At 62.4% G+C, this 17518-nt stretch carries 17 protein-coding genes; 6 read left to right on the forward strand and 11 right to left on the reverse strand.

All coding sequences use genetic code 11. From position 1 onward, the window contains the following. Positions 1-23: 23 nt before the first annotated feature. The 3 genes from HX881_RS15480 to HX881_RS15490 all read right to left on the reverse strand — a co-directional run bounded on the left by HX881_RS15480 (position 24) and on the right by HX881_RS15490 (position 2218). On the reverse strand, positions 24-1178 hold the full coding sequence (locus HX881_RS15480; protein WP_177085291.1) for a TDT family transporter: 1155 nt from the start codon (positions 1176-1178) through the stop codon (positions 24-26). 105 nt (positions 1179-1283) lie between these two features. Further along, on the reverse strand, positions 1284-1595 hold the full coding sequence (locus tag HX881_RS15485; RefSeq protein WP_017127793.1) for a cupin domain-containing protein: 312 nt from the start codon (positions 1593-1595) through the stop codon (positions 1284-1286). Further along, a complete protein-coding gene (locus HX881_RS15490; protein ID WP_177085292.1) occupies positions 1592-2218 on the reverse strand; it encodes a cysteine hydrolase family protein in 627 nt (208 codons plus the stop codon). The genes HX881_RS15485 and HX881_RS15490 overlap by 4 nt, the downstream gene beginning before the upstream one ends. A 125-nt stretch (positions 2219-2343) precedes the next feature. Between HX881_RS15490 and HX881_RS15495 the strand changes: the two genes are divergently transcribed. Then, complete coding sequence (locus tag HX881_RS15495; RefSeq protein ID WP_177085294.1) at positions 2344-3300, forward strand: GlxA family transcriptional regulator; 957 nt, start codon at positions 2344-2346, stop codon at positions 3298-3300. 15 nt (positions 3301-3315) lie between these two features. On the opposite strand, the gene HX881_RS15500 is transcribed toward HX881_RS15495, so the two are convergent. Together HX881_RS15500 and HX881_RS15505 are read right to left on the reverse strand one after the other, a co-directional pair. Further along, positions 3316-4068, reverse strand: coding sequence for a hypothetical protein (locus tag HX881_RS15500; protein ID WP_177085296.1), 753 nt, complete (start codon positions 4066-4068; stop codon positions 3316-3318). Between the two features lie 108 nt (positions 4069-4176). Then, positions 4177-5373 carry an MFS transporter gene (locus tag HX881_RS15505; RefSeq protein ID WP_103032789.1) on the reverse strand — a complete coding sequence of 399 codons (1197 nt, stop codon included), beginning with the start codon at positions 5371-5373 and terminating at the stop codon, positions 4177-4179. Positions 5374-5464: 91 nt separating this feature from the next. Between HX881_RS15505 and HX881_RS15510 the strand changes: the two genes are divergently transcribed. Together HX881_RS15510 and HX881_RS15515 are read left to right on the forward strand one after the other, a co-directional pair. Further along, positions 5465-6013 carry a TetR/AcrR family transcriptional regulator gene (locus HX881_RS15510; RefSeq protein ID WP_017127789.1) on the forward strand — a complete coding sequence of 183 codons (549 nt, stop codon included), beginning with the start codon at positions 5465-5467 and terminating at the stop codon, positions 6011-6013. A 122-nt stretch (positions 6014-6135) separates the two neighbouring features. Further along, positions 6136-9606 (forward strand): hybrid sensor histidine kinase/response regulator, encoded by a 3471-nt coding sequence (locus HX881_RS15515; RefSeq protein WP_177085298.1) that lies wholly within the window; start codon positions 6136-6138, stop codon positions 9604-9606. Between the two features lie 174 nt (positions 9607-9780). Here HX881_RS15515 and HX881_RS15520 read toward each other — a convergent pair whose 3' ends face one another. Continuing rightward, a complete protein-coding gene (locus tag HX881_RS15520) occupies positions 9781-11145 on the reverse strand; it encodes a DNA recombination protein RmuC (RefSeq protein ID WP_167331655.1) in 1365 nt (454 codons plus the stop codon). A 192-nt stretch (positions 11146-11337) separates the two neighbouring features. Continuing rightward, on the reverse strand, positions 11338-11661 hold the full coding sequence (locus HX881_RS15525) for a sel1 repeat family protein (protein ID WP_177085300.1): 324 nt from the start codon (positions 11659-11661) through the stop codon (positions 11338-11340). A 927-nt stretch (positions 11662-12588) separates the two neighbouring features. On the opposite strand from HX881_RS15525, the gene HX881_RS15530 reads away from it, so the two are divergent. The 3 genes from HX881_RS15530 (at position 12589) to HX881_RS15540 (ending at position 14989) form a co-directional block, all read left to right on the forward strand. Further along, positions 12589-12813, forward strand: a complete 225-nt coding sequence (locus HX881_RS15530; protein WP_003204606.1) for a hypothetical protein — start codon at positions 12589-12591, stop codon at positions 12811-12813. A 267-nt stretch (positions 12814-13080) separates the two neighbouring features. Then, a complete protein-coding gene (locus HX881_RS15535) occupies positions 13081-13563 on the forward strand; it encodes a hypothetical protein (protein ID WP_017127784.1) in 483 nt (160 codons plus the stop codon). Positions 13564-13708: 145 nt separating this feature from the next. Further along, a complete protein-coding gene (locus HX881_RS15540; protein WP_177064214.1) occupies positions 13709-14989 on the forward strand; it encodes an OmpP1/FadL family transporter in 1281 nt (426 codons plus the stop codon). Between the two features lie 78 nt (positions 14990-15067). Here HX881_RS15540 and HX881_RS15545 read toward each other — a convergent pair whose 3' ends face one another. Genes HX881_RS15545 through HX881_RS15555 form a run of 4 tightly spaced genes read right to left on the reverse strand, consistent with a single transcriptional unit; the run spans position 15068 to position 17467 of the window. Next, the gene (locus HX881_RS15545) at positions 15068-15619 is read right to left on the reverse strand and encodes a glutathione peroxidase (RefSeq protein WP_017127782.1); all 552 of its coding nucleotides are present in this window, start codon (positions 15617-15619) and stop codon (positions 15068-15070) included. A gap of 54 nt (positions 15620-15673) precedes the next feature. Continuing rightward, positions 15674-15796 (reverse strand): hypothetical protein, encoded by a 123-nt coding sequence (locus tag HX881_RS33000; protein WP_017127781.1) that lies wholly within the window; start codon positions 15794-15796, stop codon positions 15674-15676. Further along, complete coding sequence (locus HX881_RS15550) at positions 15793-17001, reverse strand: MFS transporter (protein ID WP_042936075.1); 1209 nt, start codon at positions 16999-17001, stop codon at positions 15793-15795. Before HX881_RS15550 ends, HX881_RS33000 begins: the two co-directional genes overlap by 4 nt. Before the next feature lie 52 nt (positions 17002-17053). Then, positions 17054-17467: a MarR family winged helix-turn-helix transcriptional regulator gene (locus HX881_RS15555; protein WP_017127779.1), complete on the reverse strand. Its 414-nt coding sequence runs from the start codon at positions 17465-17467 to the stop codon at positions 17054-17056. Positions 17468-17518: the final 51 nt, after the last annotated feature.

Here is a 17518-nt window from a genome sequence, read left to right on the forward strand (position 1 = left end):
CAACCTTACCTAATCCTGAAGATTTATTTCGCGATTCCTGCAAGGCAGGGCGAAACAAACAGCTCGCCTTTATACGCGCCCCGCAGCGTACGACTGCCGACGATCAGCCACAAGACCGCCAGCAAGGCCACCAGCACCAGGCCAAAGCCGCTGAAAAAGCCCAGGTGCAAGGTGCTGCCCAGTTTCAGGGTCGCCAGGGAGTAGACGCCCAGGGGGAAAGTGAAGCCCCACCAGCCGAGGTTGAAGGGAATGCCGCGACGCAGGTAACGCAGGGTGATCAGCACCGCCATCAGCATCCACCACAGGCCGAAGCCCCAGAGGATGATGCCGGCGACCAGGCCCAGGCCACTGGCGATCTCGCCGATCCCCGCCAACCCATTGGCGGCGAAGATCGCCGGCGAATCCGCCCCCAGCACCAGCATGCCCAAGGCCCCGGTACCGATCGGCCCCAGCGCCAGCCAGCTCGAGGCCGCCATGTTTTCATGGGGCAACTTGTGCAAGGCCATGCGCAACAGCAGGATCACCAGGATGCTGAACGCCACAGGCACCGAGAACGCCCAGAGCACATAGCTGGTGATCAGCACATTGAACTGCATGTGCGCATCCAGCAGGTGCGGCGCCAGCAGGCCACCACTGGCCGCCGCCACTTCCGCGGCCACCACCGGCAACAGCCAGACCGCGGTCATCTGGTCGATGCTGTGCTGCTGGCGGGTGAACATCATGAAGGGAATCAGCACGCCGCAGGCCAGGGACATCGCCACATCGATCCACCACAGCACCTCGGCGACCTGCACCGCACCGTCGCCCCAGCGCGCCACGCCAAACAGCAGGAAGCCATTGATGATGGTCGCCAGCCCCATGGGAATGGTGCCGAAGAACATCGAGACCGTGGAATGGCCGAAAATCCGCCGGGCCTCGTCGAAAAACAATACCCAGCGTGCGCCGTAGAGCAGGCTGAACACGGCGAACAGCAGGATATTGAACAACCATAAGCCCTCGGCGAAGGCACGCTGGCCCGGTACTTCAACCGGCAACTGGGCCAGGGCCAGCGCCAGGACTCCGGTGCCCATGGTGGCGGCGAACCAGTTCGGGGTGAACTGGCGGATGGCTTCCCGGGGGTGCTGCAAATGGCTCAAGGGCCGCAGTCCGGGTTTGATGCTGTTGGGGCACGTTTGCATGGCTGACTCCTGTCCTCGGGTGAGGTTGCAGTCATCATAGAACCGTATCGAATATCCATATAACGGGTAATTTCTCTATCTGTTATCTATTTTACAGATATAAATCTATACACTACCTTCGGTTTCGATCACCAGCACCCGCGCCTCTCCCTGGGGTTCGGCCAGGTGCTCGCAACCGATGGCAGCGTAAAAAATATCACCGACTTCCAGCATCACGGCCTGCTCGACGCCGTCCCGGCGATAACGCATGCGAACCTGGCCGTCGAGCACCACAAAGACCTCCTGCCCATCATTGACGTGCCAGACATATGGCTGGTCAGTCCAGTGCAATCGGGTACTGATGCCGTTCATGCTGGCGATATCCAGCGCGGCCCAGGGCCGGCTGCCGGTAAAGTCACGGCTCCGAATGAGGCTCATGAACGTTGCACCGCCTGTTGATTGGAGGCCGGGATCGAAGAGCGGGACAAGGCTACGCCGTCACTCACGGCAGACTGCCATTGCGCCGTGCTGACCACCGCGGCAAAACGCGTATGGAACACCACGCTGAACACCCGGTGGATCTCCTCGGCGCTGGCCTGCCCGGCTTCGTTGGCATAGGGCAGCGAACCGGTGGCGTCACTGAGGAACTCGACCGCCAGGCCACGATGGGTGGCTTCGAAAATCGTCGAGGCATCGCAATTGTGGGTCATATAGCCGACCACGCTCAACGTATCGATCTCGCGCTGCGCCAGCCACTGGCCGAGGTCGGTGTCGGCAAAGGCACTGGGCAGTGTCTTGTGGATCAGATGATCGCGGGCACGCGCGCCGACCACCGGATGCAACGCCCAACCCGGCGAACCGATGGCAAACAGCGGCGATCCCGCCGGGCTGTCGTTCTGCACGACAACCACCGGAATACCCGCGGCATGCGCGGCATCGATGGCCTTGCCGATATTGGCCAGCGATTCCTCGACGGGCGGGTACTCGATCAGCAGGTTGCCGCTGACGTATTCGTTCTGCACATCGATCACGATCAGGGCACGACGGGGGGCGCGGGACATGGTTCAACTCCTCGGTAAACAGGCTTGAGCACGCATGATTGCCTGCCGCCCGAAAATCCATAAGTGGCCCGAAAGACAATATTCGATAAAATCAGGCCAAACCCAGCAACAGCGAGCGCGCCACGATGAGCACGATCCATATCGCCGTGATCGCCTTCAACGGCATCAGCCCCTTTCACCTGTCAGTGCCGACCCTGGTCTTCGCCGAACAGCGCGAAGGCATCGACATGCCGCGCTTTGCCCTGAAGGTCTGCGGTTTCGAACCCGGCCCGCTCGCTACCTGCGCCGGCTTCGATATCCAGACCCACCATGGACTGGAGATCCTCGACCAGGCCGATGTGATCATCATGCCGTCCTGGCGGGACACCGCGGAGCGGCCACCCGAGTCGCTGCTGCACGCCTTGCGCCAGGCGCACGACAAGGGCACCCGGATCGTCGGCCTGTGCCTGGGCGCCTTTGTGCTGGCCGAGGCCGGGCTGCTGGACGGCCGCAAGGCCACCACCCACTGGAACTGGGCGGCGGACTTCGCCCGTCGATATCCGCAGGTGCTGCTGGATGCCGATGTGCTGTATGCCGAGTCCGACCACCTGCTGACCTCGGCCGGCACCGCTGCCGGCCTGGACTGCTGCCTGTACCTGATGCAGCAGTTGTGTGGCGCCGAAGTCGCGCACAAGGTCGCCCGGCGACTGGTGGTCGCACCCCATCGCTCGGGCGGGCAGGCACAGTTCATCGAGCGGCCGATTCCCCTCGCCGGCGAGCAGGATCGCATGGGGCAACTGCTGCAATGGCTCGGGCAGAATTTCACCCGTAGCCATTCCCTTGATGAACTGGCCGACCGTGTGGCAATGAGTCGCCGATCATTTACCCGGCACTTCCGGCAACTGACCGGCACCACCGTCGGCCAGTGGCTGCTGGGACAACGCCTGAGCCATGCCCAGCGCCTGCTGGAAAGCAGCCCCCACAGCATAGAAACCATTGCCCAGGAAGCCGGATTCGGCACGGCGCTGTCGTTGCGCCAGCACTTCAACGCCTCGCTGCAGATTTCTCCATCGGCTTATCGGGCCCAGTTCATCGGGCGCTGAATCGACGGCGGCGAATCATTCGGGAAACAGGCGCAAGCCATTGAACGGCGCACGCACCTCGGGCTCGGGCTCGTCCCGCCGGGCATCCCGTTGAAACTCCCTGCGCAGCCAGGCGGCATCCAGCACCGGCTCCAGGCCCGGTGCCGGTCGCTTGATTTCGTCGCCACGCAGCAGGTCATTGCGCAGGATCGCAAAGCGCGCCCTGCTGATATGTCCGCCGGAACCGTAGAAGCCGGCCCGACCCAGCCTGGCGGCGACACCGGTTTCCCCGCCGAACCAGCCGGCACCGATACCCAGACGAGCCATGACAAAGTCCCGGTCCCTGAGGATCGACGCACAGACCTCCACCAGCGCGATAAAGCCCTGGACCGCCATGTCCATGGCTTCCAGGCCGTGCAGGACAGCGATACGCCGGCCAATGCAACGCCAGCCTTTCCTCACCAGCAGGCTGTCGATGACTTCATGGGCATGCACCACCCGTCGCCGCGCGTCGCGCTCGCGCAGCAGGGCTTCCTTGAGGGCGTACAACGCAAAGGCCAGGGGCGCGGCCCCCTGGGGACGCATCGAGTCCGAAGGCAGGACATGCCGCAGTTGTCGATGAAGAGCGAACAGGACGCCGGGGCTCAACAGCAGGTCGGCCTGGCGCGCCAAGGGTTGTGCGGCGACCTCGAGGACCAGGGCGAAGGCCTCGGGCAGGTCCGCGATGGCGAGTTGTTGTACAAGAGCAGCAGCGTTCAGGGGGGATGCCGGGGATGTGCGGGCGGGCATGATCGACCTAGGAAAATCGGATGTGGGATCCGTACCAGACTGACCTGCCCCCCCTCCCCGCAGCTTTCAATTAGCGCTCGCCGGCCGGCCCGCCGTCTGCCCGGCCCCTCAGGCGGGGCAGGTCTTTGCCGGGCGCTGCAGCCGCAACGCCAACAGCGCGGCCACCGACAGCACGATCAAGATCCCGCCGTAGCCCTGGGTCGTGGCGATCAGGCCGAAGGTGCGGCTCAGGCTCCCGGCCAGAAACGCCGGCAGGCAGAAGGCCAGGTAACTCAGCACATAGAACGCCGACATCAGGCCCGCCCGTTCATGGGGCAATGCCAGGGGTACCACGCTGCGCAAGGCGCCAAGGAAACCGGCACCGAAACCGCTGCCCGCCACCAGCGTGCCGACAAAGAACAGCGCCAGGCTCGCCTCGTGCACAGCCATCAGGATCAGGCTGACCCCCACCGCCAGCAAGCCGGCCCCCAGTTGCAGGACCTTGTCCGCCGGACGCTCGCGCAAGCTGAAAATGGCCGCCGCCCCGCTCAAGGTGAGGATCGCCACCAGGCCACCGCCGATCAGGTTCGAGGTCGAGCCCGTTGCGGCGCGTACCAATGACGGCGCCAGCGAAGAGTAGAAGCCACCCACCGCCCAGACCGCGATATCCACCGGCAACGACAACCACAGCGCCCGCCGGGCCTGTGGCGGGACATGCAAGGTCGGGCGCAGCGACGCCAGCGCACCCGGCTGCGCGCTGACACTTTCCGGCAGGCGCCAGACATACAGGGCCTGGAGCACCAGCAACGCCAGGAGCAACTCGTACACCAACTGCGTGGGCCGTGGACAGAACTCGGCCAGCACGCTGGCGCCAAAGGCACCGCAGGCCATGCCCAGCAACGGCGCCAGGCTGTTGACCAACGGCCCCTTGCGATTGTCGCGATCCAGCAGGGCCGCACTCAGTACGCTGGTGGCCATCCCGGTGGCGAAGCCTTGCAGGATGCGGGCGGCAATCAGCAGCGATATGCTGTCGGCGCCGATGAACAAGCCCATGGCGACGATTTCCAGCAGCAGCGCGCCGAAGATCACCGGCTTGCGTCCCAGGTGATCCGACAACGAACCGACCGTCAGCAAGGCTGCCAGCAGGCTCAGGGCATAGACGCCGAAGATCAGGGTCAGGGTCGCGGCGGAAAATGCCATCGTCTCCTGGTACAGGTGGTACAACGGCGTCGGCGCACTGGATGCCGCGAGAAAGGTCAGCAAGGTGATCGACAGGAACACCAGGCCGGAACGGCTTGAAACGGGCATTTCGGCACGGCTGGACATAAGCATTCTCCACAAAAGCTAATGTTTTGCTTTTGCGCAGTGTGCTACCGACTTTCGCTTAAAGCAAATTCTTTGTGTTAAGGTTTTACCCATGGCAATCAAAGAAAGTATCCGCCCCGGTGGCCGCAGTGCCCGGGTGCAGGAATCGATTCATGCGGCGGTCCGCGCGCTCCTTGAAGAGCAGGACCGCTCGACCCTCACCGTCCCGCAAATCGCCGCGCGGGCCGGTGTCACGCCGTCGACCATCTACCGGCGCTGGGGCGATCTCTCGGAGTTGCTGGCGGACGTGGCCCTCGCGCGCCTGCAACCGGATCGCGAACCGCTCGACACCGGCAGCCTGCCGGGCGACCTGCGCGCCTGGGCCGAGCAGTACCTGGATGAGATCAGCTCGGAGCCGGGACGCAACCTGATGCGCGACGTCCAGAACAGCGCCTCCAGGCCCTGTTATTGCGTGGAGATCCTCGGCGGGCAATTGCAGATCATCCTCGATCGCTACCGCCAGGCCGTCGTGCCGCTGCCCAGCGTCGATCACCTGATCAACCTGATCGTCGCCCCGACGGTGTTCCGCGTCCTGTTCTCCAGCGCACCGTTGAGTGTCGAGGAGTTGCACCAGCAGATCGACATCGCCCTGCGCGGCTGAACCATCGACTGCGACACCCGGCCACGCTCGACCTTGGTCGACACTGACGCCGCCCGGCCATCGTGCGAGACTGTAGCGCCAGGGCCGGACTGCCCTCGGGATATCTTTTGCCGGGAGTTTCCATGTCGCTGTCCAGCGGGCTGATCGCCGCCGTCGCCCTGGCCTATATGGCCATCATGTTCGCCATCGCCTTCTACGGCGACCGCCGCAGCGCGCCCCTGCCGCCGCGGGTGCGCGCCTGGGTCTACAGCCTGTCACTGGCGGTCTACTGCACCAGCTGGACCTTCTTCGGCGCGGTCGGCCAGGCCGCCGACCAGCTCTGGGCATTCCTGCCGATCTACCTGGGCCCGGTGCTGTTGCTGGTGTTCGCACCCTGGGTCCTGCAGAAGATGGTGCTGATCAGCAAACAGGAAAACATCACCTCGATCGCCGACTTCATCGCCGCCCGCTACGGCAAGTCGCAATCCCTGGCGGTGGTGGTCGCGCTGATCTGCCTGGTCGGGGTACTGCCCTATATTGCCTTGCAGCTCAAGGGCATCGTGCTCGGGGTCAACCTGCTGATCGGCGCCGGGGCCGACGCCATGGGCGTGCGGGCCCAGGACACGGCGCTGATCGTCTCCCTGGTGCTGGCGCTGTTCACCATCGTCTTCGGTACCCGCAACCTCGACGCCACCGAGCACCACCGCGGCATGGTGCTGGCGATTGCCTTCGAGTCCCTGGTCAAGCTGTTCGCCTTTCTCGCGGTGGGTGCCTTTGTCACCTACGGCCTCTACGACGGCTTCGACGATCTGTTCGACCAGGCCAGGACCTCGGAACTGCTGGCCGAGTACTGGAAGGAAACGGTCAACTGGCCCTCCATGGTGGTGCAGACCGGTGTGGCGATGATGGCAATCATCTGCCTGCCACGACAATTCCACGTCACAGTGGTGGAGAACATCGAGCCCCAGGACCTGCGACTGGCCAAATGGGTGTTCCCCGCCTACCTGATCCTCGCGGCCCTGTTCGTGGTGCCGATTGCCCTCGCCGGGCGGATGATGCTGCCCGCCGAGGTCCTGCGCGACTCTTACGTCATCAGCCTGCCACTGGCCCAGGCGCATCCGGCACTGGCCGTGCTGGCCTTTATCGGCGGCGCCTCGGCGGCCACCGGGATGGTGATCGTCGCCAGCGTCGCCTTGTCGACCATGGTTTCCAACGACATGCTGCTGCCCTGGCTGCTGCGCCGGACCAATTCCGAGCGGCCATTCGAAGTGTTCCGCCACTGGATGCTGTCGGTGCGTCGCATCAGCATCGTGGTGATTCTGCTGCTGGCCTATGTCAGCTATCGCCTGCTCGGCTCCACCGCCAGCCTGGCGACCATCGGCCAGATCGCCTTTGCCGCCGTGACCCAGCTGGCCCCGGCGATGCTCGGGGCGCTGTACTGGAAACAGGCCAACCGCCGCGGCGTGTTTGCCGGTATCGCCGCAGGCACCTTCCTCTGGTTCTATACCCTGATCCTGCCGATCGCCGCCCATAGCCTGGGCTGGTCGCTCAGCAGTTTCCCCGGCCTGGCCTGGCTGCACGGCAACCCGCTGAACCTGCCCATCACGCCCCTTACCCAGGGCGTGGTGCTGTCGCTGGCCGGTAACTTCACCCTGTTCGCCTGGGTCTCGGTACTGTCGCGGACCCGCGTCTCGGAGCACTGGCAGGCCGGGCGTTTCATCGGCCAGGAAATCAGCGCCCGCCCCAGCGCGCGCTCGATGCTGGCGGTACAGATCGAAGACCTGCTGACCCTCGCCGCGCGGTTTGTCGGCGACGAGCGCGCGCGCCAGAGCTTTATCCGTTTCGCCTATCGACAGGGCAAGGGCTTCAACCCGAACCAGAACGCCGACAGCGACTGGATCGCCCACACCGAGCGCCTGCTGGCCGGTGTCCTCGGCGCGTCCTCGACCCGGGCGGTGGTGAAAGCCGCCATCGAAGGCCGGGAAATGCAACTGGAGGACGTGGTCCGGATCGCCGACGAAGCCTCCGAGGTGCTGCAGTTCAATCGCGCCCTGCTGCAGGGCGCCATCGAGAACATCACCCAGGGCATCAGCGTGGTCGATCAGTCACTGAAACTGGTGGCCTGGAACCGTCGCTACCTGGAGCTGTTCAACTATCCCGACGGCCTGATCAGCGTCGGCCGGCCGATTGCCGACATCATCCGCTACAACGCCGAGCGCGGCCTCTGCGGCCCCGGCGAGGCCGAGGTCCACGTCGCCCGGCGCCTGCACTGGATGCGCCAGGGCCGGGCGCACACCTCCGAACGACTGTTCCCCAATGGCCGGGTGATCGAATTGATCGGCAACCCGATGCCGGGCGGCGGTTTTGTCATGAGCTTCACCGACATCACCGCGTTCCGCGAGGCCGAGCAGGCCCTCACCGAAGCCAATGAAGGCCTGGAGCAACGGGTCGCCGAGCGTACCCATGAACTGTCGCAACTCAACGTCGCGCTGACCGAGGCCAAGGGCACCGCCGAATCGGCCAACCAGTCCAAGACCCGCTTTCTCGCGGCGGTCAGTCACGACCTGATGCAACCCCTGAACGCCGCGCGACTGTTTTCCGCGGCACTCTCCCATCAGGAAGACGGCCTGTCCGGCGAGGCCCAGCAACTGGTGCAGCACCTGGACAGTTCACTGCGCTCGGCCGAAGACCTGATCAGCGACCTGCTGGATATCTCGCGCCTGGAAAACGGCAAGATCACCCCGGACGCGAAACCCTTTGCCCTCAACGAACTGTTCGACACCCTGGGCGCGGAGTTCAAGGCCCTGGCCCAGGAACAGGGCCTGAAATTCCGCGTGCGGGGCAGCCGCCTGCAGATCCACAGCGATATCAAGCTGCTGCGAAGGATCCTGCAGAACTTCCTCACCAATGCCTTCCGCTACGCCAGGGGACCGGTGCTGCTGGGTGTGCGGCGGCGCGGCGAACAACTGCTGCTGGAGGTGTGGGATCGCGGTCCGGGCATTCCCGAAGACAAGCGCCAGGTGATTTTTGAGGAATTCAAGCGCCTCGACAGCCATCAGACCCGCGCCGAGAAGGGCCTGGGACTCGGACTGGCGATTGCCGACGGCTTGTGTCGGGTGCTCGGGCACCAGTTGCAGGTACGCTCCTGGCCGGGACGGGGCAGCGTCTTCAGCGTCAGCGTGCCCCTGGCCCGTGGCCGCGTGGCGACAGCCACCAAGGCGGCGACCCACAACGGCCAAGTCATGAGCGGGGCGCAGGTGCTGTGTGTCGACAACGAAGACAGCATCCTGATCGGCATGCACAGCCTGCTGACCCGTTGGGGCTGCCAGGTCTGGACCGCGCGCAATCGCCAGGAATGCACGGCACTGCTGGAACAGGGTATTCGCCCGCAATTGGCGCTGGTGGACTATCACCTCGATGACGGCGAGACCGGCACCGGATTGATGGCCTGGCTGCGCACGCGATTGAACGAACCGCTGCCCGGCGTCGTGATCAGCGCCGACGGTCGCCCGGAGACGGTGGCCCAGGTACACGGGGCCGGGCTCGACTACCTGGCCAAGCCGGTGAAGCCGGCGGCGCTACGGGCCTTGCTGAGCCGGCATCTGCCGCTTTGAAAGCTTCACCGACGCTATCGCTGGCAAGCCAGTTCCTACAGGGTTCCAGGCTGGACGACAGTTCGTGGTGAGCCCCCATCCTGTGGGAGCGGGCTGGCTCGCGAAAGCGGCGGTACGGCTGGCATCGTTATCGCTGGCAAGCCAGCGCCCCAGAATCGTGCCCGCGCTGGCGGTCTACTCCGGTAATTGCAATGCACCTTCCTCATCGGTCATGGCCCGCTCCAGCAGGTCAGCCGGCAGGCTCTTGCTGGCGCGGGCACCAAGCAGTTTCAGCTGCTCGCTGCGACTGATCAGGTTACCGCGCCCTTCCGTCAGCTTGTTGCGGGCCGCGGCGTAAGCCTTGTCCAGTTGCTGGAGACGACCGCCGATCTCATCCAGATCCTGGATAAACAGCACGAACTTGTCATACAGCCATCCGGCCCGCTCGGCGATTTCCCGGGCATTCTGGCTCTGGCGCTCCTGCTTCCACAGGCTGTCGATAACCCGCAGGGTGGCGAGCAGCGTGGTCGGACTGACAATCACGATATTACGATCGAAAGCCTCCTGGAACAGATTCGGTTCCGCCTGCAGGGCTGCCGAGAAGGCCGCCTCGATCGGCACGAACAGCAGCACGAAATCGAGGCTGTGCAGGCCCTCCAGGCGCTTGTAGTCCTTGCCGGCCAGACCTTTGACATGATTGCGCAGCGACAGCACATGCTGCTTGAGCGCCGCCTGACCGATCACCTCGTCGTCCGCGCCGACGTACTGCTGATAGGCGGTCAGGCTGACCTTGGAGTCCACCACCACCTGCTTGTCGCCCGGCAACAGGATCAGCACATCCGGCTGGAAACGCTCGCCATCGGGCCCCTTCAGGCTGACCTGGGTCTGGTACTCGCGCCCCTTCTCCAGTCCCGCATGTTCCAGGACCCGTTCGAGAATCAGCTCACCCCAGTTACCCTGGGTCTTCTGGCCCTTGAGCGCGCGGGTCAGGTTGGTTGCTTCATCGCTCAGGCGCAGGTTCAGTTGCTGCAGGCGCTCCAGCTCCTTGCCCAGGGAGAAGCGTTCGCGAGCTTCGGCCTGGTAGCTTTCCTCGACCCGTTTTTCGAAAGACTGGATGCGCTCCTTCAGCGGGTCGAGCAATTGCCCGAGACGCTCCTGGCTGTTTTGGGCGAACCGCGCCTCGCGCTCGTCGAAGATCTTCCCGGCCAGTTCGGCAAACTGCGCGCGCAGCTCGTCCCGCGAACCTTGCAGGTCGTCCAGGCGTTGTTGATGGCTGTCCTGCTGTTCACGCAGTTCGGCACTCAGCGAGGCGGCCTGGGCGTCCAGGCGACGCAATTCGGCTTCCTTGTTGCTGCGTTCGAGATTCCAGGCATGGGCCGCATCACGGGCATTGTCGCGTTCGATCTGCAACAACTCGACTTCCCGTCGTGTTGCCGCCAGCTCCGCCTGCCTCGCGGCATTGGCCTGGCCCAGGTCACTGACCTCGTCGCGACAGGCATCCAGCTGGGCATTGAGACCGTCCTGGGCCAGCTGCGCGGTGCTCAGGCGCTCGTCCAGCAAGGCCAGTTCCGCCTGCGCCGCACTGCCACGGCGCTGCAACTGCCAGACGAATGCCAGCAACGGCAGCGCCGCCCCCGCCATACCCAGCAACAGACTGGTCAGATCCAACGCCATAAGCACTCCCGTTAGCCGCCGACACCAGGGCCGGACTCAAAGGGTCAAGGGTAGCGAACCCACTCCGCCAGGGACAGCTCAGTCTTCGAGCAGGTCCAGTTCGCGCCGTGCCACCGGGTCACCGGCGCGCGCGGCCTGGCGCAGCAACTCATGGCCGATACGCTGGTCCCGGGCACTCCCGCAATCACGGCACATCAGTTGCCCCAATCGGCGCTGGGCCAGCACCACACCCTCGCGAGCCGGCTGTTTCAGCAAGCGCCCGGCGAAGTGCTTGACGCTGGGGTTGTGACCCAGGCTCGGGCTGTCCAGCAACCAGAGCGCGACACGCAGGGAAAAACGCTTCGGTTCGGTTGAAATAGTATTGGAGGAAGATAGGGTTGGTGAGCTTGAGCGAAACTTCATATCTGACAGTAGGGTAGATCGCAGGGCGCGCCACTCTACTCTTTTTTCCGCTCAGGTAAAGTCGAAAAAACGTCATATGCCCGTGCTAGAGCAAGCGCTTGGGACAATCCACAGAAGCTGTGGATAACTCAGTGGACAACCACTCTTTAATCCCCGCAAACCCCCATGGAATGGGGCTCGCAGTCAAACTGTCGATTTTTTCACCAATAAAAAAATACGATATTTTTCATTGACTTGTATTTCCGATACAGGCATTCGAGGGCCTGAACCGGAAGATGACAACGAGGTGACAAGGCGGGCCAATAATGTGCACAAGTCATACTTTGACGGTTATATCGACGCACCTTTTTTGCACAAGCGGGCAAAATCGGGCGCGGCACCGCGGCAAACGTCTCGACAAGCGGTCGAGGCAGGGGCTAGAGCCCCGTTGCCCGGCCCTCTGCGCGGGGCCCGAGTTTTTTCATCATCCCCCTTCCATTCCCCGACTCGATGCGATAGTATCCGCACCGTTAGTACCAAGCTGAAAGTCAATTCTGGTCGAACACATCCCCCGGCAAGCGTCCTGCAAAGGAATCAGCGGCTGAAAAAAGGGACCGACCACCTCGATGGTTTCCAGGTAAAACTTGCGACAACACAGCCTTTGAATCGAAAGCAAAGGGTGTTGCCAGGTGTTATTACTCTGACCGAACCAACCTGCAAATTGATCAGGATCTTCACCCCGGGCCCAGAACCTTTGCCCCTGTTGTGATTGCCTGCCCTCCTAAGTACCTACCTGCCAGCCCAAGCGCCACTTATTTCAAGCGCTGCAAACTGGCTGCTTTGTTCCAGTCAGGTTCTTCGTCCGACCAATGGTGGTTCGGCGTTACTGGAACGTTTTAACGTTGCGCGGTTCAGATACCGTGTCATTTGTAGGAACACCTAATAACTATGTCCACTCAAATCCATGCTCAGGATGCCATTCGCACCCTAACCAATGCCTTTGCACCGATGAACTGCCTGATCATGGCCGCTCGCAAAGGTTGCTTCAGCTTCACCCTGGTCAACGAACACGGCATCGCCCGTCACAGCGAACGCCTGTATCCGGATCAGTATTCCAGCGCCGAGCCGCTGCAGGCCGTGATCGAACGCACCCGTCAGGCACTGGTTGCCTGAAGTTCGAACCCGCCGCACTCCAGAAGCCCTGCCCATGAAGCAGGGCTTTTTATTGCCTGAAGTTTCGCGATTTTGCTCGCCGTCCTAATCACGAATAAATATATAAGCTCCGGCTGCACGTTTTAAATATTTTAAAAACAGTCCTTTACAGCAAAGATATGACACTACACTTCAACTCAAGCGGTCTGAGCCGCTTCCGGCAGACCTGATCGATCCACCGCTGCCAAGCGCCAGGTCTCGCCGGCCAATAATAAGTTTGAGGGTGTTATGGGTATTGCCGCGAGGGAACTGCGCCTTTATGTGATTCGCCCGACCTTGCAGTACCTGGGCCGTCACAGCCAGACCGCAGAAGCATTGCTGCTGGGCATCGCCGCCAGCCAATCGGACCTGGGCTCGGCCCTGCACAACCGTCGCGGCCACGGCCTGTACCGCATCGGTGAAAACCGTCATGCCGCACTCTGGGACCACTACCTGGCCCTCGACCCCGAACTCGCCAGCCTGGTTCGCGGCCTCGCCAGCCAACATGCCTTCCTCAGCAGCCCCCACCTCGAACTCACCGTGAACCTGCGTTACGCCACGGCCATTGCCTGGCTGTTGATCGAGGAGCAACAACTGCGCCTTCCTGCCGCCGACGACCTGCTCGGCATGGCGCGAATCTGGCGACAGATCTTCCAGCCACAGGGACGTTTGCGCGACTTCACCCGCGCCTGGAAAAATTGTGACTCATCGGTCAGTTTTGTCGCCTGTTAATCGTCCTCCTTCGATATCGGCAAAATACTACCGATTTTGGTCGGATTGTCCTACAAAACCGCTCTATCTCCTGCGATACAGCCTATAGCGCCGAAGCGAAAATGTTGGTAATTTCCGCCTCGGTGATCACCACGGAGTTCTAATAATGAAAAAAGTAATGCTCAAGACCACACTCAGCCTCGCCGTTACCCTGGCATCCACCCAGCTTTTCGCGAGTGGCTTTGCCCTCAACGAGCAGAGCATCAGCGGGATGGGTACTGGTTTTGCGGGTCGATCCTCTTCTGCCGATGATGCAAGCACTGTCTATGGCAACCCTGCCGGTATGTCATTCCTCAAACGCGATCAGATCACAGGTGGCGTTGCTGCCATTGATGCTTCGACCGATATCCGCGATGCCAGCGGTAGCCGTACCGGTACCAACAAAGGTGACATGGTGCCGTTCACGGCCGTCCCCATGCTGTTCGCCGTGAAGAAACTGGATGATCAATGGGCTTTCGGCCTTGGCGTGTACGCGCCATTCGGTCTGATTACCAACTACGAAAGCAGCTTCCAGGGTCGAAATCAGGCCGACAAGAGCGAAGTGAAGGTTGTCACCTTCCAGCCAACTGTCAGCTACGCCTTCAATGACAAGGTATCGATCGGTTTCGGTCCGACCATCAACCGTATTTCCGGTACTTTGTCGTCCGCACTGAAAACGCCTTTTTCGCCAAATGACGGCGAAGTCGAGATCAAGGGTGACGATGTCGGTTATGGCTACAATATCGGCGTCCTGGTTCAAGCCACCGACACCACTCGTGTCGGCCTGACCTACCACTCGAAGGTCAACTACAAGCTTGAAGGCCATACCACCGTGACACCTGGTGCAGGCACACCATCTCCAGTGTTGAAACCCAATCGTTATGATGCCTCGCTGAAAATCGAGACACCTGAATCGTACGACCTGTCGGTAACACAAGACCTGAGCGATGCCTGGAAACTCTACGCTGGTACCACCTGGACCCGCTGGAGCCGCCTGAAAGACATCACGGTCAACAACGAAGGTGTAACGGTGGCCGCCGGCGGTGCTGCTGCTCCGACTTCGTTTACCAGCATCAAGGAAGAGCAGAACTGGCACGACACCTGGGCTTACGCCGTGGGTACCTCCTATCAGTTGAACAAGCAATGGGTCCTGCGTACCGGCCTGACATTCGACCAGGCACCGACCAACAACACCGACCGCTCGCCACGTATTCCGACAGGCGACCGTACGATTTTCAGCCTGGGTGCCGGTTATGCCGTCACTGACGACCTGACAATCGACGTGGCCTACTCCTACCTCAAAGAGGAAAAGGTCAAAGTCAGCGGCGACAATGGCAACCAGACCTATAACTCTGAATTCAAAAACAGCGCGAACGGCTTTGGTGTAGGCGCGACCTACAAGTTCTGATCCCCCGCCAGCCTGAACGGCTGATCGGTTGAACAGAAAAAACCCCGCACTCGCGGGGTTTTTTATTGGCCGGTTGTCTCACGGCTTCGACGCAATGGCCTTTTCCACCGCCTCGATCAGTTCCGGGTTATCCGGCTTGGTCAGGCTGGAAAAATGCGCGATCACCTTGCCCTGGCGATCCACCACGTACTTGTAGAAATTCCACTTCGGCGCCCCAGCCTGTTCGGCCAGCACCTTGAACAGGTGCGTCGCATCACTGCCCCGGACCGCCTGCGGCTCGGTCATGGTGAAGGTGACGCCGTAGTTCACATAACAGACCTTGGCCGTCTCGGCACCGTCCTTGGACTCCTGCTTGAAGTCATCCGACGGCACACCGATCAACTCCAGGCCCTGCCCCTTGTAGCGCTGATACAGCGCTTCCAGGCCCTTAAACTGCGGGGCGAAACCGCAAAAGCTCGCCGTGTTGACGATCACCAGCGGTTTGCCGGCAAACTTCTGGCACAAGTCGATGGACTCCTTGGCCCGCAGCTTCGGCAATTGCCCCTGCAGCAACTCGGGGCAATCGGCCGCCAGTGCCACTCCCGACACCGCCATCAACATCGCAGGTACCACCAGCCAGCGCATCGCCATATCCAGCGTCCTTGAAAAAGATCAGATTTCGACGTTACTCGTCCCTGCGTGCACCTAGCAAGCACCCATGCCCAATTGCATCAAGGCCAGGCCACCCTGATGCCAGCCCCACCAGGCCAACGCCAGCAGCAACGCCACGGCAGCCAGGGTCAGCAGCCGCGGCCACAAGGTATTCATGCCACCCCCAACTGCGTCTGCAGGCGTGCCACGGGCCGCTCACGCACCGGCCAGTTCAAGGCTGCCGCCAACAGGCTGAGGAGAATCGCCACCTGCCAGATCAAGTCATAGCTGCCCATCTGGTCATACACCACGCCACCCAGCCAACCGCCGAGGAAGGAACCGATCTGGTGGAACAGGAAAACGATCCCACCCAGCATGGACAGATTGCGCACCCCGAACAGGGTCGCCACGGTGCCATTGGTCAGGGGCACCGTCGATAGCCAGAGGAAGCCCATGGCCATGCCGAACAGATAGGCGCTGGTCTGCGTCACCGGCAGCCAGAGGAACAGCCCGATCACCACGGCCCGGGCCAGGTACAAAGCCGTCAACAGGCGCGGCTTGGACATGCGTCCGCCCAGCCAGCCGGCGGTGTAGGTGCCGAAGATATTGAACAAGCCGATCAACGCCAGCACGGTGGTGCCGACACTGGCCGGCAGATGCTGGTCCACCAGGTAGGCCGGCAGATGCACGCCGATAAACACCACCTGGAAGCCGCAGACGAAGAAGCCGAATGCCAGGAGCCAGAACCCGGAGTGGGAGCAGGCCTCGCGCAGCGCCTCGCCCAGGGTCTGCTCACCGGCCAGTACCGGCAGCGGCTTGTCCTTGAGCATCGCCACCAGCGGCACGATCAGCGCCACCAGCAGGCCCAGCACCAGCAAGGCGGTCGACCAACCCAGCCAGCCAATCAGCCCCAGGGTACCCGGCAACATCGCGAACTGCCCGAACGAGCCGGCGGCGCTGGCGATCCCCATTGCCATGCTGCGCTGCTCCGGCGCGACAGCACGTCCGACCACACCGAGAATCACCGAGAAGGAGGTGCCCGAGAGGCCGATCCCGATCAACAGGCCGGCACTCAGGGACAGGCTCAGGGCCGAATCGGAAAGCCCCATGAAGACCAGGCCGACGGCGTACAGCAGGCCACCGACCAGTACCACTTTCGCCGCGCCGAAACGGTCGGCCAGGGCGCCGGTGAAGGGTTGTGCCAGGCCCCAGATCAGGTTCTGCAAGGCGATGGCAAAGGCAAAGACTTCCCGTCCCCAGCCGAACTGCGCACTCATCGGTGGCAGGAACAGGCCGAAGCCATGGCGCACTCCCAGCGACAAGGCGAGAATCAACGCGCCCCCGAGAAGAATCCAGCCACTGGTACGCCAGAGCGATGTCATTATTGTTCTCCAATAGCGGGTATATACCCACTTTTATTCAAATTAAAGGCGATTACTCGCCACACGCCAGTTCATCCAGCAACGCCAGCAGGGCAGCGCGCTTTTCATCTCCCAACCGCTCGGCCAGGCGCAACTGCGCCGCCTCCCAGGCCGGAAACGCCGCCTCCAGCCGTTCGGCTCCGGCAGCGGTCAGGCACACCAGGCGATTGCGCTGGTCGGCCCCCTCGCTCAACTTCACCAGGCCCTCGCCTTCGAGGACCCGCAGATTACGCCCCAGGGTGCTGCGATCCAGGCCCATGGCTTCAGCCAGGCTGGAAATGCTCGGCTTGTCCAGGCGTTGCAGATTACACAGCAGAGAATACTGCGCGACGTTGATCCCGAAGCCATCGAGAGCGCCGTCATAATGTCTGCTGACGCCACGTGCGGCGCGACGCAGGCTGATGCATAAACAGTCGGTGGACAACATGATAGGTGTATATACCCGCGAAACACGTGTAACCAGTTTATCGATAAAACG

Origin of the sequence: Pseudomonas gingeri, assembly GCF_013386115.1 — a bacterium.
Taxonomy (GTDB): domain Bacteria; phylum Pseudomonadota; class Gammaproteobacteria; order Pseudomonadales; family Pseudomonadaceae; genus Aquipseudomonas; species Aquipseudomonas gingeri.